Here is a 24,463-nt window from a genome sequence, read left to right as displayed (position 1 = left end):
TGCCTCAGGCGACGTAGCGCACGATGCTTTCGGCCACACACGCCGGCTTGGCCGATCCCTCGACCTCGACGGTCGTCGACACCGTCGCCTGCACGGTGCCGTTGCCCAGATCCTCGACACCGACCAGCGAGCTCGTCGCACGCACCCGCGAGCCGACGGGTACTGGTGCCGGGAAGCGAACCTTGTTCAGGCCGTAGTTGATTGCCAGCTTGACGCCCTTGACGGTGTACATCTGGTGTTGCAGGCGCGGGAGCAACGCCAGGGTCATGAATCCGTGCGCGATGGTGGTGCCAAAGGGACCCGCAGCGGCCCGTTCCGGGTCGACGTGGATCCACTGGTGATCACCCGTTGCGTCGGCGAACAGATTGACCTCTTCCTGGGTGATGGTCACCCAGTCGCTCTGCCCGACCTTTTCGCCCGCGGCGGCGGCCAGGTCGGCGACCGACTCGAAGGTGCGCATGGGTCTCTCCTCTGGTCGGCAGTAAGCATAGGGGTTGTGCGTGCGGTCGTTGCGCCGCTCGGGAGCCAGCCGTGACCCGGGTGTGTCAATCGCCCAAGGTGTCCGGGCCGACGCTGAATCGTTAGCCAACCGCGATCTCGCGCTGCGGCCACGACATTCGAACTGAGCGTCCTCGGTGTGTTTCACTCGCCCAGAACAGATTCGACCGCGTCGTGCGGCAGATGAGAGTTGGGATTGGTAGTAGCTATGACGTTCTTCGAACAGGTGCGAAGGTTGCGGAGCGCAGCGACAACCCTGCCGCGCCGGCTGGCTATCGCGGCTATGGGGGCTGTCCTGGTTTACGGTCTGGTCGGTACCTTCGGCGGGCCGGCCACCGCGGGCGCATTCTCTAGGCCCGGTCTTCCAGTGGAATATCTGCAGGTGCCATCCGCGTCGATGGGCCGCGACATCAAGGTCCAGTTCCAGGGCGGCGGACCGCACGCGGTCTACCTGCTCGACGGTCTGCGGGCCCAGGATGACTACAACGGCTGGGACATCAACACCCCGGCCTTCGAGGAGTACTACCAGTCAGGGTTGTCGGTGATCATGCCCGTGGGCGGCCAATCCAGTTTCTACACCGACTGGTATCAGCCCTCGCAGAGCAACGGCCAGAACTACACCTACAAGTGGGAGACCTTCCTTACCAGAGAGATGCCCGCCTGGCTACAGGCCAACAAGGGCGTGTCCCCGACAGGCAACGCGGCGGTGGGTCTTTCGATGTCGGGCGGTTCCGCGCTGATCCTGGCCGCGTACTACCCGCAGCAGTTCCCGTACGCCGCGTCGTTGTCGGGCTTCCTCAACCCGTCCGAGGGCTGGTGGCCGACGCTGATCGGCCTGGCGATGAACGACTCGGGCGGTTACAACGCCAACAGCATGTGGGGTCCGTCCAGCGACCCGGCCTGGAAGCGCAACGACCCAATGGTTCAGATTCCCCGCCTGGTCGCCAACAACACCCGGATCTGGGTGTACTGCGGTAACGGCACACCCAGCGACCTCGGCGGCGACAACATACCGGCGAAGTTCCTGGAAGGCCTCACCCTGCGCACCAACCAGACCTTCCGGGACACCTACGCGGCCGACGGTGGACGCAACGGGGTGTTTAACTTCCCGCCCAACGGAACACACTCGTGGCCCTACTGGAACGAGCAGCTGGTCGCCATGAAGGCCGATATCCAGCATGTGCTCAACGGCGCGACACCCCCGGCCGCCCCTGCTGCGCCGGCCGCCTGAGCCAGCAAGCCAGCATCGGCAGCAGCGCAACGGCCAGCGCTGCTGCCGATGTGTGGAACATCCGCACTGGGTCGGACCTTCCGGGTGAAGTTGGCGTGGTCACCCCTTCGCCAGCGCCACTGGAAGCCAAGCTAACTCGACCCGTAATTGGTTGCGGGCGTGGAGGTTCCCGAATCTAATTCGCCTCGCCTGAGCGCTCGAAAGAGCCGCTTTCCCGGCTGGGGCCGCTTTTGATTGACCAACCCTCGCCGGTCAGCGTGCAGGTAGGTATAGCCGGTTGTCGCAGCGCACACTACCGCCGCGACCGCGAGCATCTGGGGTCCGGTGACGACCATACTAATGGCGCCACCGGCCGCGGCGCCTAGCACGAAGCTGGCGTGCAGCAGGAAGTAGCCGAGCCAGTCCTCCACTTTTCCGCCGGCCAGGTGACGTTCGATGCCCTGGCCCATCTTGACCAATGTGCCGGTCACATAGCTCAACGGAACCGATACCTCGCCATCCTTGACGAACGATGTGTTCAAGGCGCCAATCCCGAAGACCACGAACAGAATCGGCACAAAATCGAGCATGCTCTCGTGCCAGCCGCCCAGCATAATGTCGACTCCGGCGGCAAATATCAAACTGAAGGTGGTCAGCACGGTCGGGCCGTGGGGATGCGCCGCCCAGAAATGCCGCCGGCACACCGACGCAATCACCACGCCGGCGACGAAGAATAGAATCAGCAACGACGCGGTGACAGACATCCACGCGTCGTCCCCAAACAATCCCAGCACCGCGCGCTGCGAATTGCCGGTCATGAAAGTAACGAAGTATCCCGCGGAGTGGGTGAACGCGGTTGCCCCCAGTATCCCGGCCAGCGCCGCCAACACCCATGACAGCCGCGCCTCACCGTCATAAATCTCTCGTTGCACACGAGCATGCTTCCAGACGCCCAGGACGCACGCACGCCAAGCAATAAGCCGGACACCCCGGCCGGTATCAGCTAGCGGTCAGGCGGGCGATCGAACGCAGCGGAATCGGAAGCCAACCCGGCCGGTGCCGTGTCTCATAGCCGGTCTCATAAACCGCCTTGTCGAGTTCGTAGGCGCCCAACAGCAGCGCCGAATCTCGCGGGTCGATTCCCGACGCGACCGCGTAGCCGTCGCAGAAGGCGGCGCGATTGCGCTCGACCCATTCGCGGGCGCGAGCGGCAAGTTGTTTGTCGGTGGCCTGGTCCACCAGCGGCCCGTAAGCGGCGTACTCGAACGATCGCAACACACCGGCCACGTCGCGCAGCGGCGAATCCGGCGCTCGCCGTTCGTCCAGCGGCTGGCCCGGCTCGCCTTCAAAGTCGATCAACAGCCAGCTTTCCGGGGTACGCAGCACCTGTCCCAAGTGCAGGTCACCGTGCACCCGCTGGACCGTGATTGCCTCCGCCGCGAGCTTCTGGAATTGCTGTTCGATCGTTGGCGCGTACTCCCGCAGTTCGGGCACCACCGCCACCGTCGACGACAGCCGCGCCAGCATCCGGTCCACCGGGAACGTTGCCTGCGCGGTTCCGAGGCTGTCAGCCAGCGTGGCGTGCACCGAGGCGACCGCCTCGCCGAGCCGGTAGGATTCACCGGCGAAATCGCCGCCGACTTCGTGGGCATAGAGGTCTCCCTCGGCGAAGAGGTCCCGCACGCTGGCGGTGGCCATCGCCCAGCCTTCGGCCGCGTTCGCCTCATACTCGGTCACCATGCCCAGGGCGTACGCCAGAGCATCGGTTGGCGAACGATTGGGCCGCCCAAACTGGTAAGCGCCCAGCAGGCGGGCCACATGTGGATTACCGGCACGGGTAAGCACGCGGTTCAGCTCTATGTCGGGGTTGATCCCGCTGCTTACCCGGCGGAACACCTTGAGGATAGCCCGCCGATCGAAGATCACACTGGTGTTGCTCTGTTCGGCGTCACATACCCGCGGCTGCGCGGCAAAGGGCAGCTCGACGTCTGGCTCCCTGGTGAACGTTACTTCGCCGGTGGATGTGCCACAGACGGCGGACGAGACGATTAGCGACAGGAGGAATTGCGGCCCGGCGACGTCGTAGAGAGCATCGAATCCCGTGCGATCGTCGGCGACGCCGATGGCGGCTTTCGTGCCGTACTCGGACGCCGGCTCAAAATCCCATCCGACGAGCACCTGGTAACGCTCCGTTGCACCGTCGGTGTAGGTTACGTCGACCAGGACTAGGTCGAGGTTGTGTCGCAGGGCGACGACTACGCCCGGCTTGACCGTGGCCAGCTCGCGGTTGCGTCCGGCATACCAACGTTGCCGCGAAAGCCAATCGGACCATGGCAGCTTGGTTGCCAGCGTGTCCGACCGAGTCATAGGCGCCGCTCCTCCTCATCGCTTCGCTGTGCATCGTCGCTGGCGCGAGTCATAGGCGCCGCTCCTCCTCATCGCTTCGCTGTGCATCGTCGCCGGCGCGAGTCATAGGCGCCGCTCTCCCCCGCAAGTGGGAGGTGCCCCCACCTCATGTGTGGTCAACTGGAACCAGTAGAACCCGTGTCCTGGCAGCGTCAGCAGATAGGGCACCTGGCCGATGCGTGGAAACTCCACGTGCCCGGTCAGCTCGACCGGCGTGTAGTTGGTCCATTGCTGCAAGTCCAATTCGATGGGCTGCGGGAATCGCGACAGGTTGTTGACACAGAGCACGGTGTCGCCGTCATCGCCGGCCACCTGACGCACGTAGGCCAGCACCGACGGGTTGGACCCGCCCAATTCCTGGAATGCGCCGACCGCAAACGCGGGGTGTCGGCGACGCACGGCCAGCATGGTGCGAGTGAAGTTGAGCAGCGACGTCGAGGTGTCGCGTTGCGCCTCGACGTTGACGGCCTGATACCCGTAAACCGGGTCCTGGCTGGGCGGCAGGTACAGCCGACCCGGGTTGGCGGTGGAGAAACCCGCGTTGCGGTCCGGTGTCCACTGCATCGGGATGCGCACGCCGTCGCGATCACCCAACCAGATCACGTCGCCCATCCCGATCTCGTCGCCGTAGTAGAGGACCGGCGAGCCGGGCAGCGACAGCAGCAGCGCGGTGAACAGCTCGATCTGGTTGCGGTCGTTGTCGAGCAGCGGCGCAAGCCGACGACGGATTCCGACATTCGCCTTCATCCGTGGATCCTTGGCGTACTCGGCGTACATGTAGTCGCGCTCTTCGTCGGTGACCATTTCTAACGTCAGCTCGTCGTGGTTGCGCAGAAATATCCCCCATTGCGCCATGTCAGGGATTGGTGGGGTCTGGGCGATGATCTCCGAGATCGGAAAACGGGACTCCCGGCGCACGGCCATGAAGATGCGCGGCATCAGCGGGAAGTGAAAGGCCATGTGGCACTCGTCGCCACCGGTGTTGGGATCACCGAAATATTCGACGACATCGCCCGGCCACTGATTGGCTTCGGCTAGCAGCACCCGGCCGGGGAATTCGTCGTCCACCACCTTGCGGACTCGCTTGAGAAAAGCGTGTGTTTCCGGCAGGTTCTCGCAGTTGGTGCCCTCACGTTCAAAGAGATAGGGCACCGCGTCCAACCGAAACCCGTCGATGCCCAAGCCGAGCCAAAAGCGGATGACGTCGATCATCGCCTCTTGCACGGCGGGGTTGTCGTAGTTCAGATCCGGTTGGTGGGAGAAGAATCGGTGCCAGTAGAACTGTCGGCGGACAGGATCGAATGACCAGTTCGACTCTTCGGTGTCGACGAAGATGATCCGGGCGTCGGTGTAGCGCTCGCTGGTGTCGCTCCACACGTAATAGTCACCGTACGGTCCGTCTGGGTCGCGGCGGGACTCCTGAAACCAGGGGTGCGACTCCGAGGTGTGATTCATCACCAGGTCGGTGATGATGCGGATACCTCGCCGGTGAGCGGCGTCGACCAGGGCGACGAAATCGTCGACGGTGCCGAATTCGGGCAGCACCTTGTAGAAGTCGCGAATGTCGTAACCGCCGTCGCGCAGCGGCGAGTCGTAGAACGGCGGCAACCAGATGCAGTCGATGCCAAGCCACTGCAGGTAGTCGAGGCGATCGATGAGTCCACGCAGATCGCCGGAACCGTCCGCGCTGGCGTCGAAGAACGCCCGGACCAGCACCTCGTAGAAGACGGCGTGCTTAAACCAGGTCGGATCGGCGGGCAGGGCGGCGGCGCTGCCGAAGTCCTTGGCATCCGGATGCTCGACCACACCGCCTTCGACGTGACTGCCCTGCACGGGAGGGTGCTCGACGCTGTGTTCTGCCTCGTTCATTGCTTCCACGATGCCACGCGCACGGGAGACGGAACTCGGGGGCTCACGCGGCAATCACGGCTGGCGCCAATCCAATTGGCCGGCCGGCGGGTGGTATCCGCGACGAAATCAGGCCGGGGGTCCCTCGGCCAATGTCACGTTCCCTGTACGCGTGCCGCCCGACTTGGTTTGCCAGGTCACCGAGATGACGTCACCGGGATGATGCCCGTTAAGCGCGTCCGCCATCGCGGTGGCCGAGTTGATCGGAGCGCCGTCGACCGCGGTGATCACGTCGCCGGTGGAGATGCCGAGACTTGCCGCCGGAGCGCTCCCGACCACGCGTTGGACTCGTGCGCCGTTGCCGTTGTTGTCGACAACACCCAAGCCGAGGAAGGCGGTAGGCCCGATATGAACGGTGGGTGACCCCCCACCCGATCGGATCTGGCCCGCGATCGCCATCGCCTGCCCGATCGGAATGGCGAATCCCTGCCCACCCTGGGACAGCTGGAAGTTATCGGACGCGGCCGTGTTCATACCGACCACCTGTCCTAGGCCGTTGACGACGGGCCCGCCCGAATCACCGGGCTGGATCGCGGCATCGAACTGGATCAACCCGTTCAATGTCTCTTCGGCACCGGTCAGCGAATCCGACGCCTGCACGGTTTGGCCGAGCGCGACCACCCTGCCAGGCACCGCACGGGGCGTTCCGCCCTGCCCACCGCTGTTGCCCATCGCGACGACGGGCTCACCAACCGCGACGCCGCCACCGATCGCCGCCGACGGCAGGCCACCGGCACCGCGCAGCTGCAGCACCGCGACATCCTGGGTGCGGTCATACCCGACCACATCGACGCCGTAGGTTTGGCCGGAGCCGACGCTGAACGCATTGATGTCGGTGGCGCCCGCGATCACGTGGTTGTTGGTCAGCACGACACCGTTGGGATCGATGACGATGCCGGTCCCGGCGCCCACGGCGTTGTTGTAGCCCAGTTTGGTGTTGATGTTGACCACCTGTGGCCCCACTTGGGCGACCATCGCGGACGGGTCGAGGGGCAGCGCGGGGAAGTCGGCGAACCGGTCCTGCGACAAGGCCGGCGGGGCCGCCTGGGCCGGCGCCGTGGCCAGGCCCAGCCCGACGGCAGCCAGCACGCTCAGCAACCATGACCACCTGAGTGAGCGGCGGCGCGAATTGCTCATCCCGTAACCTCCTGTGTCGGGGTAGCTATCAGAAATTGTCCCAGCCTTAAGGGTCCGGGCGGCAGGATTTTTCTACACCAACGTAGTCCAGATCGCCAGCTCAGCGGATGGCCATGCCCCGGACCGGCACCGAAACCCTCGTTGATCGGGGCTAGCCGGGTTGGCCGGTGTCGCCGGGTTGGCCGGGTGCACCGAACAAAGCCGTCACCAATCCGCTCACCGCCGCCTGCAGTGTTCCGCCGGTGCCGGGGGCGCCGTCGCCGCCGTTGCCGTATAGCTGGCCGCCAGCGCCCCCGTTCCCACCGGGCCCGCCGTCACGGCCAACCAAGGCTCCGGCGCGGTCCCCGCCGGCACCGCCGGCGCCACCGTGGCCGATCAGCCTGGCGTCCCCACCGACGCCGCCGGCGCCACCGATACCGGTGTTGCCGGCCGTGACGGCTCCGCCGTGGCCGCCGGACCCGCCATTGCCGAAGAGGTGCCCTCCGGCACCGCCCGCGCCGCCGGCCGCGCCATTAGCGAAACTGCTGTCTCCGCCGGCGCCGCCGGCGCCGCCGTGCCCGATCAGCATGGCGTTCCCGCCGGCACCGCCTACTCCGGCGACCCCGCCGGACGCGCCGACACCGCCGTCGCCGCCGGCCCCGCCGTTGCCGATCAGCCCACCGGCGCCACCCGCGGCGCCCATGCCTGCCTGACCGGGCAGCGGTGGGCCCCCGGTACCACCGCCTTGCCCGCCGTGTCCGCCGGCGCCGCCAGTACCCCACAGTCCGCGGCCGGCGCCGCCCTGGCCCCCGTCGCCGCCGGCGCCGCCGCCGAGGCCGATTGCGCCTTGTCCGCCGTGTCCGCCGGCCCCGCCGTCGCCGTAGAGCCATCCGCCACCGCCACCGGCACCGCCGAGGCCACCGTCTCCACCGCTGACGATGTTGGCATCGGCGCCGTTCCCGCCATTGCCACCGCCGCCGCCGGCGCCCCACAGCCCGGCGGCACCGCCCGCACCGCCGTGACCGCCAGCCACGCCTGCGCCGACACCCGCCCCGCCGGATCCGCCGACGCCGCCGTTGCCCCACAGCCATCCGCCGTGCCCGCCGGCCCCGCCGGCCGCGCCGGAGCCGCCGGCCCCGCCGGACCCGCCATGGCCGATCAGCCCGGCCGGCCCGCCGGCACCCCCGGCCTGCCCAGCCGCCCCGGAGCCGCCATTGCCGCCATTGCCGTACAAGATCCCCCCAGCCCCGCCGGCCTGCCCAGTCCCCGGCGCCCCATCGGCACCGTTGCCGATCAAGGGGCGCCCCAGCAGCGCCTGGGTGGGCGCGTTGATCGCGGCCAGCAGCTGCTGCTCGACCTGGGCCTCGGCGGCCGCATATGCTCCAGCGCCACCGGCAAGCGTCTGCACGAACTGCTGATGAAACGCCGCCGCCTGGGCGCTGAGCGCCTGATAGGCCTGAGCGTGGCCGGAAAACAGCGCCGCGATCGCCGCCGACACCTCATCGGCACCCGCGGCCAGCACGGCGGTGGTCGGCGCAGCCGCGGCGGCATTGGCCGCGCTGATCGCCGATCCGATACCCGCCAGGTCTGTTGCCGCGGCCACCACAATCTCCGGGGCTACGCTGACAAACGACATCACACACCTCCCCAACCCGCCCGCCCCACCACCGGCGAACACGCTCGTTGGCGGACGACATTGTTAGGTGAATCTGAACGTAGCGCGACCCGGCACCGCACACGGCCTTTTCGCCAAAATTGTCGCCCTTCAGTGCGGTATCCGCAGACCGAGACCGAGCCGGCCAATTGCCGTGCGCGTCAATGGATTACCACCCGGGCCAGGTGCACGCGCACCCTGTCGGGCTAGCTGCCCGAGATGTCCGCTGGTCACGGCTGCGACAGCTGACTGTCCAGACTTCGCGACGTCGAGCGGCGGCTGAGCACAAGCTAACGCCGTGGGAGAATCCGACCCGTTTCTCGCTGTACGAACTCGTCGAGCACGGGACGCAGCAGCTTAGATACGCTCATCTTCCGGCTGCGCGCCAGCTCCTTGAGCTTGGCGTGGGTAGCCTTCGAAACGACCACCTGCACAGCCGGCGAGTGCGCAGAGCCGCCGGACAGAGACTTGCCGCCAGGAATCAGGTTGGCTTCTCGTTCGCGCGCCAGCCGCAGCGACTCTGAAGCCATCTGCTCGACGCGCTCGTCCGTTAGCCGCTCGCCATCGACATAGACCTCCTCTTGCTTGAGATCGACGTCAGACACCTCGACATCGTCGCCGATCACGTAGTCGGCGGGGTTACGTGGCTTCTTCGTCATCGCTTCCACTCCTTCGGCATTGCGTGAGTGATGATCAGGTCACCGTCGTCGGCTTCGACGGCGACGACCTCGGTAAGACGGCCCGACGTATCGCGGCCCTGGTAGTACAGCGAGCCATCTTCCTGAATGACCGGAACACCGCAGTGGCGCATAGCGGCGACGATGCGGTGCTTGGACACGCGGTGCTTCCGGGCGTTCCTCGTGACCCTGACCCGCTGCACGCCTCGAGTATGTACTCGATACTCGGGATGTGTCAAAGCGTCAACGGTCGTCCGTTCGACGCGATAGCACTGGTCTCTGTTCGTCTCTGTCACGTTCAAACCGACCCAACCGATTCCTGCGGCGGCCGAGACCGACCCGGCCAATTACCTTGCGCGCCACTGGATTACCACCGGCACCATTAGCACGCACGCCCCATGGACCGGGCTGCCCGAGATGTCCGCTGTCACGGCCGCGACGTCTGGCCGTCCAGACTGCGCGACGTTGGGCGGCAGCTGAGCATAAGCTGGCGCCGTGGGGGAATTCGACCCAAAGCTCAGGTTTGCCCAGTCCCCCGTCGCACGACTGGCCACCAGCACGCCCGACGGCACACCCCACCTGGTGCCGGTCGTATTCGCGCTCGGCGCTAGGCGCCCGGCCGAGGCGACCGGTGCAGACGTTATCTACACCGCCGTCGACGCGAAGCGGAAAACGACGCAGCGGCTGCGCCGGCTCGCCAATCTCGAGCACAATCCACGGGCCAGCGTGCTCGTCGACAGCTATGCCGATGATTGGACCCAGTTGTGGTGGGTCCGGGCCGACGGGGTCGCCGCGATTCATCGCGATGGCGAGGTGATGCGCGCCGCATACCGCCTGCTGCGCGCCAAATATGCTCAATACCAATCGGTTCCGTTGAACGGCCCGGTAATCGCAATAGCAGTCCAGCGCTGGGCCAGCTGGCACGCCTGACCACAACGACGGCTCCGATTGCCTACTACTCACCTGACCCGACCCTTGTGCTGGGCGGCAGTTGGGAGAAAAGTTGCCTACTACGTCCTGCTGGGCCACACCACGGGAACCGACCCCGGAGAACTGGAGGAAAGCCATGGCCGACAGAGTGAATGCTTCCCAGGGCGCGGCCGCCGCTCCCACCGCAAACGGGCCCGGCGGCGTTCGCAACGTGGTTCTGGTGGGGCCCTCGGGGGGCGGCAAGACCACCCTCATCGAGGCTCTCCTGGTGGCGGCCAAGGTGTTGTCCAGGCCGGGCTCGGTCACCGAGGGCACCACGGTCTGCGACTTCGACGAGGCGGAGATCCGGCAACAGCGCTCGGTGGGCCTTGCGGTCGCCTCGCTGGCTTACGACGGCATCAAGGTCAACCTCGTCGACACCCCTGGGTACGCCGACTTCGTGGGTGAGCTGCGGGCCGGGTTGCGGGCCGCCGATTGCGCACTGTTCGTGATCGCGGCCAACGAGGGCGTCGACGAACCGACCAAGTCCCTGTGGCAGGAATGCAGCCAGGTCGGCATGCCCCGCGCGGTGGTCATCACCAAGCTGGACCACGCCCGGGCGAACTACCGGGAAGCGCTGACCGCGGCACAAGACGCCTTCGGCGACAAGGTCTTACCGCTCTACCTGCCGTCCGGTGACGGCCTGATCGGATTGCTTTCGCAGGCACTGTACGAGTACGCCGACGGCAAGCGAACGACACGAACCCCGGCCGAGTCGGACACCGAGCGAATCGAGGAGGCGCGCGGCGCCTTGATCGAAGGAATCATCGAGGAATCCGAGGATGAGTCCTTGATGGAGCGCTACCTCGGCGGCGAGACGATCGACGAGTCGGTGCTGATCCAGGATCTGGAGAAAGCCGTCGCCCGAGGCTCGTTCTTCCCGGTGATTCCGGTGTGCAGCAGCACCGGGGTCGGCACACTGGAATTGCTTGAGGTAGCCACCCGCGGATTTCCGTCTCCGATGGAGCACCCACTGCCGGAGGTCTTTACCCCGCAGGGTGTCCCGCATGCGGAGCTGGCCTGTGACAATGACGCGCCGTTGCTCGCCGAGGTGGTGAAGACGACGTCGGACCCCTACGTCGGCCGGGTCAGCTTGGTGCGGGTGTTCTCCGGAACCATCAGGCCCGACACGACGGTCCATGTGTCGGGCCATTTCTCATCGTTTTTCGGCGGCGGAACTAGTAACACGCACCCCGACCACGACGAAGACGAGCGCATCGGAGTCTTGTCGTTCCCGCTGGGCAAGCAACAGCGCCCGGCAGCAGCCGTGGTCGCGGGCGACATCTGCGCCATCGGCAAGCTGAGCCGGGCCGAGACCGGGGACACACTCTCGGATAAGGCCGAGCCCCTGGTGCTGAAACCCTGGACCATGCCCGAGCCGCTGCTGCCGATCGCCATTGCGGCGCATGCCAAGACCGACGAAGACAAGCTGTCGGTCGGGTTGGGCCGGTTGGCCGCCGAAGACCCGACACTGCGGATCGAGCAAAATCAAGAGACCCATCAGGTCGTGCTGTGGTGTATGGGCGAGGCCCATGCCGGCGTCGTCCTGGATACACTGGCCAACCGGTACGGCGTCAGCGTAGACACGATCGAGCTGCGGGTGCCGCTGCGGGAAACCTTCGCCGGCAATGCGAAAGGCCATGGCCGCCACATCAAACAGTCCGGTGGTCACGGTCAGTACGGGGTGTGCGACATCGAGGTGGAGCCGCTGCCGGAGGGCTCCGGGTTCGAGTTCCTCGACAAAGTGGTTGGCGGGGCGGTGCCGCGGCAGTTTATCCCCAATGTGGAGAAAGGTGTCCGCGCACAGATGGATAAGGGAGTGCACGCCGGCTACCCGGTGGTCGATATCCGGGTCACGTTGCTCGACGGCAAAGCCCACAGCGTCGACTCTTCCGATTTCGCCTTCCAAATGGCCGGCGCGCTCGCATTGCGGGAGGCCGCGGCCGCGACGAAGGTGATCTTGCTCGAGCCAATCGATGAGATTTCGGTGCTGGTACCCGACGATTTCGTCGGCGCGGTGTTGGGCGACCTGTCCAGTCGTCGTGGCCGAGTGCTCGGCACCGAGACCGCGGGGCACGACCGCACGGTGATCAAGGCCGAGGTGCCTCAGGTCGAGCTGACCCGCTACGCAATCGATTTGCGCTCGCTGGCGCATGGGGCCGCATCCTTCACCCGTTCGTTTGCCCGCTACGAACCGATGCCGGAATCCGCCGCCGCCCGGGTAAAGGCCGGGGCCGGCTAGCTACACCGAATGGCCGAACCGTTCGGCGACAGCGCGGCGGTCGAGCGAACCCTTCGCGGTGTGCGGCAGCCCGCTGGCCTCCTGGAAGGAGGCCGGGATCTCGAAGGCCGCCAACCGTTCCCGGCAGAACTGGACAAGCTCCTCGCGAGTCGGCGGGGCGGACTCACGAGGCACAATCACCGCCGCGACCGCCTCGCCGTAGAGCTGGTGCGGGACGCCGAATACGGCTGCCTCCATGACGTTTGGATGGCTGGCCAGCACGCCCTCGACGCGCTCGGGCGAGATCTTTTCACCACCTCGGTTGATGAGTTCCTTGATGCGGCCGCGGATGCTCAGGTCACCGGCCGCCGACAGGGACCCGAGATCACCGGTACGCAACCAACCGTCGGTGAAATTCGCGGCGGTTATCGTCGGGTCACCCAGATACCCGCGTACCACGGTGGTCCCCCGCAGCCAGATCTCCCCGACCGCGCCCGCGGGCAGTGGCAGCCCGTCGGACCCGACGATCCGGATTTGCGCTCCCGTCGACCGGCCGACCAGACCGGTTGACACGACGGGAGTTTCGGTTTGGTCGATACCCTCAATCTGCGTTGTCGTTACCTGGTGGGTGGCTTCGGTCATGCCGAAGGCACACACGACCGGTGCCGCGAACTCGGTTTGCAGTGCTAGCGCGGCTTGGGCAGTGAGCGGTGCGCTGCAGCTGCGGATGAAACGCAGTGCGGCAGGTTTGCGCCCCGACGGTTCGGTTGCCGATCGCTCCAGCAGGATTTGGTGAATCGTCGGAACCGCCGTATACCAGGTGGCTCCAACGGCTTTGATGTCGTCCCAGAAGGTGTGCGCGGAGAATCGCCCGCGTGCGGGCAGCGACACCGCGCCGCCGGACGCCAGGGTGGCAAGCAACGACGCGATCAGCCCGTGGCCATGGTAGAGCGGCATCACCGCAACGGTGGCGTCCCGCGGGCTCAGCCGGTACCCGGTGATGATGGCGCGGACCGAGCTGGCGATGTTTGCGTGCGTCCAGGGGACCATCTTCGGCAGGCCGGTCGTCCCGCCGGTGAACATGATCATGGCGTCATCGGGTCGCAGTCCCTCGGGCGTCGAGGTTGCGGGGTTCGGCTCGGTGGCGGCGTCCAGGTGGACCGACAAGGTGCCACCCGAGGGGCCGCTGTCACCGCCGACGTTCACCGTGAGCGGCCACCACCGGGTGGTGGGTTCTGCCCTGTCGTGCGGCCCATCCGCGTCAATCAGCACCACCCGGGCTCCCGCGGCCTGGCTTCGGACGCGTTGCTCGGTGATGGGCAGCGCCGGATCCAGCGGCACGACGACGAGATCCGCACGCGACGCCGCCAGCAAGGCGACGACGAATTCGGCGTTGCTGCCCATGCGCAGCGCGACCCGGTCACCGGGCAGCAGGCCGGACCGCGTCAGCTGGCCGGCCAGCTCATCAACCAGACGGGCCAGGTCGCGGTGGCTGATCGCGATGCGATCCGCGGTGACGACGAGCGCCGGAGCCTCGGGCAGCCGGGTCGCCGCCACCTCGACAAGATCGGCGATGCGCGGGCCGAAGTCGGATGCCATCGCGAACGCTCCTTCCATGTGTTCGGTGTGCGGGTTCGGCACGATCAGCACAGTGCCGGGCTCGCCTGCCCGGCGTCCAATACCGATCCGCTAACGGTTGATAGACCGCGTAAATCGCTGCATAGTGACTCGGTCTTGGACACGGCCGGCGCCCCGGACAACAGTGAACACCATGACCACACGATCGGCATCTCCCTGCACAGTGCTGACCGACGGCTGCCACCTGGTGGTGGACGCCCTCAAAGCCAACGACGTCGACACCATCTACGGCGTTGTCGGCATCCCGATCACCGACCTGGCTCGCGCCGCCCAAGCCTCGGGGATCCGCTATATCGGTTTCCGCCACGAAGCATCAGCGGGCAATGCGGCGGCCGCCGCGGGGTTCCTCACCGCACGGCCCGGCGTGTGTCTGACGACGTCCGGCCCCGGCTTTCTCAACGGCCTGCCCGCGCTGGCGAACGCCACCACGAACTGCTTCCCGATGATCCAGATCTCCGGATCGAGCAGCCGGCCGATGGTCGACCTGCAGCGCGGCGACTATCAGGACCTCGACCAGCTCAACGCCGCTCGACCGTTCGTGAAGGCGGCGTATCGGATCGGCCAAGTCCAGGACATCGGGCGCGGCGTCGCGCGCGCCATTCGCACCGCGACCTCCGGGCGGCCCGGCGGTGTATACCTCGATATCCCCGGCGATGTGCTGGGCCAGGCCGTTGAGGCATCGGCTGCTTCCGGCGCCATTTGGCGGCCGGTGGACCCGGCTCCCCGACTACTGCCGGCACCGGAGGCGATTGATCGCGCGCTGGACGTGCTCGCCCAAGCGCAGCGACCGCTGCTCGTGCTCAGCAAGGGCGCGGCATATGCGCAGGCCGACAACGTTATTCGGGAGTTTGTGGAGCACACCGGCATTCCCTTCCTGCCGATGTCGATGGCCAAGGGGCTGCTGCCCGACTCACACCCGCAGTCGGCGGCTGCGGCTCGTTCGCTGGCGATGGCCCGCGCCGACGTGGTGCTGCTGGTTGGCGCTCGGCTGAATTGGCTACTAGGCAACGGAGAGTCGCCGCAATGGTCGGCCGATGCCAAGTTCATCCAGGTCGATATCGAGGCGTCGGAGTTTGACAGCAACCGGCCGATCGTGGCACCGCTGACCGGCGACATCGGCTCGGTAATGTCGGCGCTCCTCGAAGCTGCGGCCGATCGTTCGAGCGTGGCCTCGGCGGCGTGGACCGGCGAGCTCGCCGACCGCAAGGCCCGCAACAGTGCCAAGATGCGTCGGCGGTTGGCCGACGATCATCATCCGATGCGGTTCTACAACGCGCTTGGTGCCATTAGGTCTGTGCTGCAACGCAACCCGGATGTCTATGTGGTCAACGAAGGCGCCAACGCGCTGGACCTCGCCCGCAACATCATCGACATGCACCTACCGCGGCACCGGCTCGACAGCGGAACCTGGGGCGTGATGGGCATCGGCATGGGCTACGCCATCGCGGCCGCCGTCGAGACCGGGCGACCTGTCGTGGCGATCGAGGGCGACAGCGCATTTGGCTTCAGCGGCATGGAGTTCGAGACCATCTGCCGATACCGACTCCCGGTCACCGTCGTCATCCTCAACAACGGCGGCGTCTACCGCGGCGACGAGGCAACGATCTTTAGGTCGGCCGCCCCGGTGTGGCGACACGACCCAGCGCCCACCGTGCTGAACGCTCATGCACGTCACGAACTGATCGCAGAGGCGTTCGGCGGCAAAGGATATCACGTAAGCACCCCAACCGAACTGGAGTCGGCGCTGACCGATGCACTGGCATCGAACGGACCGTCACTCATCGACTGCGAACTCGACCCTGCAGACGGGGTGGAGAGCGGCCACCTGGCGAAGCTGAACACTACCAGCGCAGCGACGCCCGCGATCAGCGGCGACGGGTGATCCCCCGCAGCTGCGTGTCAAAGAATTCGTTCAGCGCCAGCGCCTGCGCGCATGTTATGAGCGCTCGGGCAACCGGAGATCCCGGTCCCAAGGCGTTGGTAGCCAGGGCGATCTGGGCTTTCAGCACCGGATCGACCAATTCGACCGCGCGGATCTCACCACCCGTCGGCCCGCTCATTGGCATTGCCCATAGCCAGGTGTGCGGAACGATGGACGCCCAGTTGCCGGTTGCCACCTGTGCGAACAGCGAAGCAACGGAATCGGTTTCGACCTGCGGGATCGCCGAGACCGCGTGGTCGGCGAACGCGGCGTCGATAACCTGGCGGTCCCGCATATCCGCAGTGAGCAATGCCAACGGTAGTTGCGCGGCATCCCGCCACACCAACGTCGATGTCCCCGGCGGCAGCATATCCGCCGGCGACAACAGCACGTACTGCTCCTCATAGAGCGGCACCAGATCAACATCATCACTGTCTTGGGTCTCGGGGTGCACGATGACGGCATCGAGCTCGAATTCGCGCAGCCGTCGGTACAGCTCGGTCGCAGCCAGCCGGGAACAGACTTGCACCTTCGCCAACGGGTGCGCCGAGCAAAACGCCGACAGCACCAGGGATGCCGTCGTTGACGCGGTGGGAACCGTGCCTAGCCGAAGCGTCCCGGTTATCCCGGACCGCACCGCATCCACCTCGGCCTTGAACGCAGCGTGCTCGGCAAGTATCCGCTTGGCCCATACCACCAACCGCTCACCCTCGCGAGTAAGGCCTTCGAAACTGTGTCCGCGATTGATCAGGGTGACGTTGAGTTCGCGTTCGAGCTTGGCGATTGCCGAAGACAGCGCAGGTTGCGACACGTAGCACTTCTCAGCGGCCCGAGCGAAATGCCGCTCCTGGGCGACCGCGACGAAGTACTCCAGCTGACGGAAGAGCACCCGCACCTCCTCGGCCTTGGCACCGATTCCGCTGAGGCTAACGCGAGGCCGCGCGGCCTGCCAATCCGCACCCGCGGGGCGGCGGGGCTATCCAGAAACTGCTTGCTCGGCCCGCAATGGGTCGATGGTCACTAGAATGTCGTGTGTCGATCGCACCATCTCGGGAGGGTGGACGCCATGCGTCGAGTGGTTCGTTATCTATCCGTTGTGGTCGCGATCACGCTGATGCTCACCGCGGAATCAGTCAGCATAGCGACCGCCGCGGTCCCGCCACTCCAACCGATCCCAGGCGTTGCGTCGGTGTCGCCGGCTAATGGTGCCGTGGTGGGGGTGGCGCACCCGGTGGTGGTGACATTCACCACGCCCGTGACCGATCGCCGCGCCGTCGAGCGGTCCATCCGCATCAGCACACCGCACAACACGACCGGACACTTCGAGTGGGTCGCTAGCAATGTCGTGCGGTGGGTGCCCCACCGGTATTGGCCACCTCACACCCGTGTCTCGGTGGGTGTGCAGGAACTGACCGAAGGATTCGAGACCGGTGACGCACTGATCGGGGTTGCCAGCATCTCGGCACATACCTTCACGGTCAGCAGAAACGGAGAAGTCCTCCGCACCATGCCCGCGTCGTTAGGCAAGCCCAGCCGCCCGACACCAATCGGTAGCTTTCACGCAATGTCCAAGGAGCGCACGGTCGTGATGGACTCGCGTACCATCGGCATCCCGCTGAATTCCTCGGACGGGTATCTGCTCACCGCCCACTACGCGGTTCGTGTTACCTGGAGCGGCGTGTACGTGCACTCGGCCCCCTGGTCGGTCAACTCGCAGGGATACGCCAACGTCAGCCACGGCTGTATCAACCTCAGCCCGGACAACGCGGCATGGTACTTCGACGCCGTCACCGTTGGTGATCCCATTGAGGTGGTCGGCTAGCGGCACTGGCCGCGAGCGTGCGCAGTTGTAGGGCCCAGACAGCGTGTCGGTGTACCAACACGCGCGCGCGGGTTGGGCTAGCGCCGGTCCAACGGGTAACCGCGCCACGCGCCGACGCCCGCTCAGTCCGCAATCACCGCGATCGGCATACGTGCCACATACCGGTCGGCCCGCTCCTGCGGGGTCCAGGCGAGCGGTGCGCGAAACGTGTCCGTCAGACGCCGACTCACCCGCAGCAGCGACCGTGCCCGCCCTTTCGTCGCACGGGTAACACGTTGTGGAACAACAAAAGTCATGATCATCGTGGTCATGTTCTTCTCCTGCAGGAAGCCCGATCAGCGTGCGTCATTCAGAACGCCACAACTGCGCCACATCGGACATGCGCAGTAACTCGCGAAAGCTCAGAAGGCAGAAAGAATGCCGGAGCCAGATCGGGACAAGACGAATGTCGGATCGGGACTGTCGCTCGGACTCATCTCGCCCTCACCTCCTCACGGCCAGGACACACGGAGGTGTCGTCTCAGTCACCTCACGAAGAGGCGTCAGCGCCCGGTGCTTGCGGGGTCTCATGCTTGCACTGGGCTCCCCGATCGTCAAACCGGTACGCGCCAAGTCGAGTGGCTCGTCGCAAGGACACAGCCAGCACACAGCAAGATTCCAGCGTTTCCGAGCGCTGAAGCCACGGCATCAGCAACTCCACGCCTTACGGGTGCCGTGGACTCTGGGATATGCCAGGTCACCGCTCCGCCTTTGGTAAACAGGCAAGGAGCCACCGATCCTCCGCACTCTCGTTCGAGGCTGCGTGCGACTTCGATACGGCGACGCGGGTCCACGATCATCATGAGGAAGCCACCCCCACCGGCACCCGAGACTTTCCCGGCGACCATGCCGCTGGACTGCGCGACCTGGTAAGCGTGCTCGATTGCGGGGTTCGAGATTCGGGTTGACGTCCGCTTTTTCGCTTGCCAGCCGCGAAGCAGTGAATCGGCGAAGCCGGGTATGTCACCCACCACGAGAAGATCCTTCATTTCGAGTGCCTCGGCGCAGATCGAGTGAGTGGCCGCAAGCGCGTCCGCGTCTCGCTCGACGACATTGCGTTGTTGATCGGCGATGACTTCCGACGACAGCCTGGAGACGCCGCCGAAGTACAGAAGAAGGGAAGCTTCCAGTTCGGCGATCACCTCCCGCCGTATCCGAAGCGGATTCACCACGACTTCTCCGTTGGGGCGGGACTCCATGAAGTTGAAGCCGCCGAAAGCCGCGGCGTAGTGGTCTTGCCAACCACCGGCCATGCCGAGATCAACCCGTTCGATTTCCCAGGCCAGTCGCGCCAGCTCGTATGGGCCCGGCGACGAGCCGATGAGCGCACATGTCGTGAGAAGCATCGCCACCACCAAAGCAGACGACGAGCCCAGCCCCGACCCGGGAGGAGCGTCCACCTGCGTCGCCAGCTGGAGCGGAAACGGTGTACCACCGTTGAACTCCGCAATCACCCGCCGGTAGACGGCGACGTGCAACGGAAAGTCTTCTTCGAGAGACGCCAGATCGTCGATCGAGGCCTGGCCGGCTCGGTCGCGGTCCGGCGAGCGAAAGGCGATCTCATCTCCTGTTCCGCGCTCCGCGAACGCGTAGGCGTATTTGTCGATGGTTACGCTAAGAATTCGTCCGCCAAACTGGCTCGAGTACGGTTCCACGTCTGTCCCGCCACCGCCGAGTCCGAGCCGCAACGGCGCTCGCCCGCGCAAGATCGCCATTAGCCCCGCTCCCCCCGCGCATGTCCGACTGCGACAGCGAACTCCCAGAGCGAGTCAAATGACGCGTCAGCGACACCGCCAGAACTGGCGCCCCCTATCTGGACACTGGCACATGCACCGGCAGCAGCGGCGACGTTGTGTGCCAATTCAAGATCGCTGAGGCTGTCCCCAACCACGATGCTCAGCAATGGCTCACTGTCGGGGTGTCGTCCGAGCCAGTCGAGGACCAGACCCGGTCTCGGCTTACGGCAGCCACACCGCTGCGAACGGTGGTGCGGGCAAACCTGAAATCCATCTATCAGCACGCCATCGGATGCAAGCTGCATTTGGAGGTGCCGATGTATCACCATCACGTCGACGGCGCTCATCAATCCGGCACCCACGCCCTGCTGGTTTGTCACGACAACGATGTACGGAGCCCATGCCCGTAGCTTCTTCAACGCCCGCGCCGCCCCGGGCAACCATTCAAACTGCCGCCAGTTCCGTACGTAGTCGCCGACCACTTGTCGATTGATGACCCCGTCTCTATCGAGGAAGAGACACCATTGGTGTCCCGCACGTTCCGCGACCATCTTTCGAATGGCCGCGTAAGGATCGGCTTTCCTATTGGCGAGGCGCGAAAAGCGCGTGTTCGACATGTTCGGAGATCGCATGAATAAAAACGATGTGAGATTCCTGGATTCGCCCGGTGTCGCGTGACGGGACGTTGATCAAGAAATCTGCGAATTCTGCCAGCTGGCCGCCGGATTCGCCCGTCATTGCAACAACCGTCACACCCAACTCCCTTGCGGTTTTCGCGGCCCGCAGTACACTCATAGAATTGCCGGAGGTACTTATCGCAAAAAGCGTGTCGCCGGGACGCGCAGATCCTTCGAGGGCCCTGGCAAAAACGGTGTCGTAGTCATAGTCGTTGGCCACCGCTGTTAGGTGCGACGAATTGGCGTGGAGTGCCTCGGCGCCAAGCGGTGGCCGATCAAAGATCAGGTGACCCGTTAGCTCCGCGGCAAAATGTTGCGCATCCGCAGCGCTACCACCGTTGCCACACATGAAGACGCGTGCTCCCGCACGATAGCCGGCAATCAAGCGGTCCCCAATTGCGCGAGCGGCTTCCAGCAAGACCCGGTCATTGAGGATGCGTGTCTTGACAGCGATTGTCTCTACAAAGATCTCCTCAGCAGTTCTCGCGGTGCACACCTTTTGTCGATACTGAGAGTCCGTTACGGTCAATCTTATCTGCTCCTCAGGTTGGCAGGACAAAGACATTCGGTCACACCATCAGGGCGGACTCGGATTTGCTACGCCAATAATCGAACATGTCGGCAATCGTCTGAGTCAAACAGATTTCTTGTTGCCAGCCTGTTATGGCCGCCAGCTTGCTGCAATCTCCGTAGATGATCTTTTCGTCGGTGGGCCGAAGAAGGGCGGGGTCGACTTCCGGCACGATATCGTCACGTTTACAAGCCGCGATTACTTGTTTGAGAACGTCGCCCATCTCGTAGGCGATCGAACCTCCCACATTGTAGTCAGCCCCGGCCTCGCCTTTATCCAGCATCAGCATCAACGCCCGATTGAGATCGCGGACGTCCACGATAGTCCGTTTCGTCTTAAGATTTCCCACCCGGATGGCACTTTGTTCCGGATGGTGCTCCAACCATGTACAACGGCGGACGAAATCGGAAAGTGCATCTCCGACTTTGCGTGGCCCGGTGCAATTGAAGATACGAGCGACGACGGTGTGCATGCCGTAAGACTTGTGATATTGATACGCCAGCATGTCGGTGGCCGCCTTAGAAACACCATACGGATGGAGCGGGCGAAGTTCTCGCCGCTCATTAATCGGAACCTCGGATGGGTCAACAAATCCATATTCGGCCGACGAGCCCGCAACAATAATCTTTGCGTGCGGTCGCACGCGACGTAGTGCTTCGAAAACGATGGCGGTGCCAACCATGTTGGTGGTCAGCGTCTCAACCGGCCGGGCCCACGAAACCGCCGGATAGCTTTGGGCCGCGAGATGAAATACCGCGTCGGGGCGGAATGTCGCTATCGAATCGTAGACCGAGCACCAGTCGGTGATATCGACTTCTGCTCCGTTGAATTGCAGGTCCGACGGATCGATGGTCGGCCTGCAGTAGGTAGCGTACACATCGTGTCCGGCGGCCAGCAACATTTCGGCGAGATGTGACCCCATCATTCCGCCAGCCCCAGTGATCCACACTTTCATGGACTGTTCCTATTCGCCTTTCTCGACAAACCGCACCGGCCTGAGCATCAAGGAGTCCAGTTCACCTCGAATGGATAGTGCGCACCTCGTTGCGCGCGCCAGATCGGGGAGCGCCCTCGTTGTGTAAATACAAACCCAGACGTGCGGGCTTCAATGTTTGCAGCGAGGCCGCGGCTCGTCAAACGGTTACGCACCACTTAGACAGGCTCATCACAACGACACAGCCAGCACACAGCACAATTCCAGGGTTACCGTCGCGCTCATCCGGAGCACACGGCGGATTAACTGGCGACCCGCACCGAATCCTCAAGCCACGGTATCAGCCACTTCACGCCTTCCTGGGTGAGATGAACACCATCACTGCGGACCTTGATGCCGTCGACCTTGGCCGTGTAAACGCCGTCTGGACAAAGCTTTTTGTTGAGGTCGATCATTCCGACGTTCGAGTGTTGGCTAATGGCGTTATGTAACATGGCGTTCCATTTGTTCACACGCTCGGGTTGATCCTCCGGATACAAGCGGCCGTCCGGCTTTTCGCCGCCGCGGCTGTAGGGCACGGTGGTGACCATCACTCGAACCCCGGTGGATCCAACGATGCTGAGCGCTCGCTGTAGCTCGGCGTTGAGGTACGCATCGAAGGTCGGGTCGCCGATATGTGTCCACCGCCCCTCATTGACCCGGTCTACCGTCTCCCAGCGGCCGACGATCAGCAACGCAACGTCCGGTTGGTCCCGGTTGACCTGCGCCGACCATCTGGCCGGCCAGCCGTCGCATTCCGCCCTCTGCTCCAGGGTTTGACCGATGTACCGATACGGTGTGCCGCGTACCAGGCTGCAGCCGATGACGGTGTGGTCGATGAACCGGAATCCGGGAGTCGGCGGCAGGTAATGCATCAAAGTCCACCCGATCGAATCACCGAATACCGAAACGGTGAACGGCCGGTTGGGATCTCGTGGCCCGGGCGCGGGCTGACTCGCTTCCGGCGGCGACGGCGAGACCGCGGCGACCGCCGAAACGCCGGGCGGAAGGCCGATCTCGCGTAGCCCCGGTCCGGCTCCGACCGGAACAACGAGCATCGTCACGGCGGCAGCGCTGGCAACGGTCGCCGCTGCCAGCGGCAACAGCGGAACCCGTGCCGGTCGCCAGCGCCGAATAGGTTGCTCGATCAGCCACCACGACGCACCGGCCAGCACCACCGTGGCTGCACACCTAGCGGCAAACAGGGCCGGGCCCGACCAGCCCGTACGTTGGCCGTTGAGCGCCAGAAAGATTGGCCAGTGCCACAGATAGACGCCGTACGATATGGTGCCCAGCCACACCAACGGTCGCCAGGCCAGGATGCGGGCCACCGCTCCGCGCTGCTCCATGGCTACCGAGGCAACCACGATGACGGCCGCACCTGCCACCACGATCAGCAGACCATGGCGGAACTCGCCCACACTGCCCGTTGCGACGTGAGTCGTCACCGCCAGCCCAGCCAGCCCGACGAACGGCAACAGACGGGCAATCCGCCGTCCCCAGCGAGTCCGGATCAGGCACCACCCGCGGTTCAGCGATGGCCAATCCCGCACCAGCAGAGCCGCTGCCGCGGAGCCGATCAGCAACGCCTGCGCACGGGTATCGGTGCCGAAGTAAATCCGGTCGCGGGTGGCCGCCGAGGTAAATGCGACCGCGGCGGTGGCGGAAGCCATCGTGCCGAGACTGGCAATCAGGAACGCGGCGAACCGAACCCCGCCCACCGTGGCCCGTCTGCAACGGCGCCTCGCCCGGGCCGCCAACAGTAGCGTCGCCCCGATCAGCAACAGTGGCCAGACAACGTAATACTGCTCCTCCACCCCCAACGACCAGGTGTGCTGTAGGGGCGAGGGTGGAGCGCCCTGGGTGAAGTAATCGGTATTTTGGGCCACAAACCGCCAATTCGCCGTCCATAGGAACGCGGCGATCGCATCGCTCCGTAGCCCGGTGAGAGCTTGGTCAGGAAATAGTGCGCGTGCGGCGCTCACGGTGAGAACCATCAGCACCAGCGCCGGCAGCAGCCGCCGCGCACGGCGAATCCAGAACCCGCTCAGATCGATACGACCGGTGCGCCCCAGCTCGTCGAGCAGCAGCGAGGTGATGAGAAATCCGCTCAAGACGAAGAAGGCGTCGACGCCGATGAACCCGCCGCCCATACCGGGGATGCCGCCATGGCTGGCGAGTACCAGCGCGACCGCTATCGCACGAAGGCCATCTAACGCTGGAATTCCGCTGCGCCGCTCCGGCCGATCCCATACGGCCAGCCGACCGACCCGGCGCACCGGGGCCACCCAACGGGGCCGGGGAACAGAACGTGCCGGCACGGAGTGAATCCCGCCCGGCTCAGCTCTCGCTGTTAGCGCGCCCTGACCACTTCGTCGTCCGGCGCAGTGCTTGCTGCCGATACGTCGCTGCCCCTCCTCTTGATCG

The 24,463-nt window shown here is 65.1% G+C and carries 21 protein-coding genes and 3 other annotated features; of the genes, 5 read left to right on the top strand and 16 right to left on the bottom strand.

Annotation, left to right across the window (positions count from 1 at the left end; all coding sequences use genetic code 11):
- Positions 1-4: 4 nt before the first annotated feature.
- A complete protein-coding gene (htdZ, locus tag Rv0130; protein ID NP_214644.1) occupies positions 5-460 on the bottom strand; it encodes a 3-hydroxyl-thioester dehydratase in 456 nt (151 codons plus the stop codon).
- Between the two features lie 246 nt (positions 461-706).
- On the opposite strand from htdZ, the gene fbpC reads away from it, so the two are divergent.
- Complete coding sequence (fbpC, locus tag Rv0129c; protein YP_177694.1) at positions 707-1,729, top strand: diacylglycerol acyltransferase/mycolyltransferase Ag85C; 1,023 nt, start codon at positions 707-709, stop codon at positions 1,727-1,729.
- A gap of 131 nt (positions 1,730-1,860) precedes the next feature.
- Here the strand turns inward: fbpC and Rv0128 are convergent, their stop codons facing one another.
- The 7 genes from Rv0128 to Rv0122 form a co-directional block, all read right to left on the bottom strand.
- Positions 1,861-2,640: a transmembrane protein gene (locus tag Rv0128; RefSeq protein NP_214642.1), complete on the bottom strand. Its 780-nt coding sequence runs from the start codon at positions 2,638-2,640 to the stop codon at positions 1,861-1,863.
- A 67-nt stretch (positions 2,641-2,707) separates the two neighbouring features.
- The gene (gene mak / locus Rv0127; RefSeq protein NP_214641.1) at positions 2,708-4,075 is read right to left on the bottom strand and encodes a maltokinase; all 1,368 of its coding nucleotides are present in this window, start codon (positions 4,073-4,075) and stop codon (positions 2,708-2,710) included.
- Positions 4,076-4,128, bottom strand: a repeat region (53 bp Mycobacterial Interspersed Repetitive Unit,Class II).
- Positions 4,129-4,181 (bottom strand) — a repeat region (53 bp Mycobacterial Interspersed Repetitive Unit,Class II).
- Positions 4,178-5,983 (bottom strand): trehalose synthase/amylase TreS, encoded by a 1,806-nt coding sequence (gene treS / locus Rv0126; protein NP_214640.1) that lies wholly within the window; start codon positions 5,981-5,983, stop codon positions 4,178-4,180. (Overlaps the previous feature by 4 nt.)
- Positions 4,182-4,234: a repeat region (53 bp Mycobacterial Interspersed Repetitive Unit,Class III (see Supply et al., 1997)), on the bottom strand. It overlaps the preceding gene by 53 nt.
- Positions 5,984-6,091: 108 nt before the next feature.
- Positions 6,092-7,159, bottom strand: coding sequence for a serine protease PepA (gene pepA / locus Rv0125; RefSeq protein NP_214639.1), 1,068 nt, complete (start codon positions 7,157-7,159; stop codon positions 6,092-6,094).
- 151 nt (positions 7,160-7,310) lie between these two features.
- Entirely contained in the window at positions 7,311-8,774 is a 1,464-nt protein-coding gene (gene PE_PGRS2 / locus Rv0124) for a PE-PGRS family protein PE_PGRS2 (RefSeq protein YP_177693.1), read from the bottom strand.
- Between the two features lie 308 nt (positions 8,775-9,082).
- Positions 9,083-9,451 (bottom strand): hypothetical protein, encoded by a 369-nt coding sequence (locus Rv0123; RefSeq protein ID NP_214637.1) that lies wholly within the window; start codon positions 9,449-9,451, stop codon positions 9,083-9,085.
- Positions 9,448-9,816 carry a hypothetical protein gene (locus Rv0122; RefSeq protein ID NP_214636.1) on the bottom strand — a complete coding sequence of 123 codons (369 nt, stop codon included), beginning with the start codon at positions 9,814-9,816 and terminating at the stop codon, positions 9,448-9,450. The genes Rv0123 and Rv0122 overlap by 4 nt, the downstream gene beginning before the upstream one ends.
- A 148-nt stretch (positions 9,817-9,964) precedes the next feature.
- Between Rv0122 and Rv0121c the strand changes: the two genes are divergently transcribed.
- Both Rv0121c and fusA2 read left to right on the top strand, forming a co-directional pair.
- Entirely contained in the window at positions 9,965-10,399 is a 435-nt protein-coding gene (locus tag Rv0121c) for a hypothetical protein (RefSeq protein ID NP_214635.1), read from the top strand.
- 136 nt (positions 10,400-10,535) lie between these two features.
- On the top strand, positions 10,536-12,680 hold the full coding sequence (fusA2, locus tag Rv0120c) for an elongation factor G (RefSeq protein NP_214634.1): 2,145 nt from the start codon (positions 10,536-10,538) through the stop codon (positions 12,678-12,680).
- Here fusA2 and fadD7 read toward each other — a convergent pair whose 3' ends face one another.
- A complete protein-coding gene (fadD7, locus tag Rv0119; protein NP_214633.1) occupies positions 12,681-14,258 on the bottom strand; it encodes a fatty-acid--CoA ligase FadD7 in 1,578 nt (525 codons plus the stop codon).
- Between the two features lie 172 nt (positions 14,259-14,430).
- On the opposite strand from fadD7, the gene oxcA reads away from it, so the two are divergent.
- A complete protein-coding gene (oxcA, locus tag Rv0118c; protein NP_214632.1) occupies positions 14,431-16,179 on the top strand; it encodes an oxalyl-CoA decarboxylase OxcA in 1,749 nt (582 codons plus the stop codon).
- On the opposite strand, the gene oxyS is transcribed toward oxcA, so the two are convergent.
- A complete protein-coding gene (oxyS, locus tag Rv0117) occupies positions 16,163-17,107 on the bottom strand; it encodes an oxidative stress response regulatory protein OxyS (protein NP_214631.1) in 945 nt (314 codons plus the stop codon). The genes oxcA and oxyS overlap by 17 nt on opposite strands.
- Before the next feature lie 177 nt (positions 17,108-17,284).
- Between oxyS and ldtA the strand changes: the two genes are divergently transcribed.
- The gene (gene ldtA / locus Rv0116c) at positions 17,285-18,040 is read left to right on the top strand and encodes a L,D-transpeptidase LdtA (RefSeq protein ID NP_214630.1); all 756 of its coding nucleotides are present in this window, start codon (positions 17,285-17,287) and stop codon (positions 18,038-18,040) included.
- A gap of 122 nt (positions 18,041-18,162) precedes the next feature.
- On the opposite strand, the gene Rv0115a is transcribed toward ldtA, so the two are convergent.
- The 6 genes from Rv0115a to Rv0111 all read right to left on the bottom strand — a co-directional run bounded on the left by Rv0115a (position 18,163) and on the right by Rv0111 (position 24,357).
- Positions 18,163-18,351 (bottom strand): hypothetical protein, encoded by a 189-nt coding sequence (locus tag Rv0115a; RefSeq protein ID YP_009030027.1) that lies wholly within the window; start codon positions 18,349-18,351, stop codon positions 18,163-18,165.
- Between the two features lie 282 nt (positions 18,352-18,633).
- Complete coding sequence (gene hddA, locus Rv0115) at positions 18,634-19,794, bottom strand: D-alpha-D-heptose-7-phosphate kinase HddA (protein NP_214629.1); 1,161 nt, start codon at positions 19,792-19,794, stop codon at positions 18,634-18,636.
- Positions 19,794-20,366: a D-glycero-alpha-D-manno-heptose-1,7-bisphosphate 7-phosphatase gene (gene gmhB / locus Rv0114; protein ID NP_214628.1), complete on the bottom strand. Its 573-nt coding sequence runs from the start codon at positions 20,364-20,366 to the stop codon at positions 19,794-19,796. Before gmhB ends, hddA begins: the two co-directional genes overlap by 1 nt.
- Positions 20,367-20,397: 31 nt before the next feature.
- The gene (gene gmhA / locus Rv0113) at positions 20,398-20,988 is read right to left on the bottom strand and encodes a phosphoheptose isomerase (protein ID NP_214627.1); all 591 of its coding nucleotides are present in this window, start codon (positions 20,986-20,988) and stop codon (positions 20,398-20,400) included.
- Positions 20,989-21,061: 73 nt separating this feature from the next.
- Complete coding sequence (gene gca, locus Rv0112) at positions 21,062-22,018, bottom strand: GDP-mannose 4,6-dehydratase (RefSeq protein ID NP_214626.1); 957 nt, start codon at positions 22,016-22,018, stop codon at positions 21,062-21,064.
- Between the two features lie 281 nt (positions 22,019-22,299).
- Entirely contained in the window at positions 22,300-24,357 is a 2,058-nt protein-coding gene (locus Rv0111) for an acyltransferase (protein ID NP_214625.1), read from the bottom strand.
- Positions 24,358-24,463 lie beyond the last annotated feature (106 nt).

Origin of the sequence: Mycobacterium tuberculosis H37Rv (genome assembly GCF_000195955.2) — a bacterium.
GTDB classification, from domain to species: domain Bacteria; phylum Actinomycetota; class Actinomycetes; order Mycobacteriales; family Mycobacteriaceae; genus Mycobacterium; species Mycobacterium tuberculosis.
The sequence above is the reverse complement of the archived record's forward strand: the minus strand, read 5'-3'. Positions and strand labels throughout refer to the sequence as shown.

What these genes read in the sequence shown, in the direction of transcription:
- htdZ (NP_214644.1), bottom strand. Translation starts at nt 460, where the DNA reads ATGCGCACCTTCGAGTCGGTCGCCGACCTGGCCGCCGCCGCGGGCGAA.
- fbpC (YP_177694.1), top strand. Translation starts at nt 707, where the DNA reads ATGACGTTCTTCGAACAGGTGCGAAGGTTGCGGAGCGCAGCGACAACC.
- mak (NP_214641.1), bottom strand. Translation starts at nt 4,075, where the DNA reads ATGACTCGGTCGGACACGCTGGCAACCAAGCTGCCATGGTCCGATTGG.
- treS (NP_214640.1), bottom strand. Translation starts at nt 5,983, where the DNA reads ATGAACGAGGCAGAACACAGCGTCGAGCACCCTCCCGTGCAGGGCAGT.
- pepA (NP_214639.1), bottom strand. Translation starts at nt 7,159, where the DNA reads ATGAGCAATTCGCGCCGCCGCTCACTCAGGTGGTCATGGTTGCTGAGC.
- PE_PGRS2 (YP_177693.1), bottom strand. Translation starts at nt 8,774, where the DNA reads ATGTCGTTTGTCAGCGTAGCCCCGGAGATTGTGGTGGCCGCGGCAACA.
- Rv0123 (NP_214637.1), bottom strand. Translation starts at nt 9,451, where the DNA reads ATGACGAAGAAGCCACGTAACCCCGCCGACTACGTGATCGGCGACGAT.
- fusA2 (NP_214634.1), top strand. Translation starts at nt 10,536, where the DNA reads ATGGCCGACAGAGTGAATGCTTCCCAGGGCGCGGCCGCCGCTCCCACC.
- fadD7 (NP_214633.1), bottom strand. Translation starts at nt 14,258, where the DNA reads ATGGCATCCGACTTCGGCCCGCGCATCGCCGATCTTGTCGAGGTGGCG.
- oxcA (NP_214632.1), top strand. Translation starts at nt 14,431, where the DNA reads ATGACCACACGATCGGCATCTCCCTGCACAGTGCTGACCGACGGCTGC.
- ldtA (NP_214630.1), top strand. Translation starts at nt 17,285, where the DNA reads ATGCGTCGAGTGGTTCGTTATCTATCCGTTGTGGTCGCGATCACGCTG.
- Rv0115a (YP_009030027.1), bottom strand. Translation starts at nt 18,351, where the DNA reads ATGACCACGATGATCATGACTTTTGTTGTTCCACAACGTGTTACCCGT.
- hddA (NP_214629.1), bottom strand. Translation starts at nt 19,794, where the DNA reads ATGGCGATCTTGCGCGGGCGAGCGCCGTTGCGGCTCGGACTCGGCGGT.
- gmhB (NP_214628.1), bottom strand. Translation starts at nt 20,366, where the DNA reads ATGGTCGCGGAACGTGCGGGACACCAATGGTGTCTCTTCCTCGATAGA.
- gca (NP_214626.1), bottom strand. Translation starts at nt 22,018, where the DNA reads ATGAAAGTGTGGATCACTGGGGCTGGCGGAATGATGGGGTCACATCTC.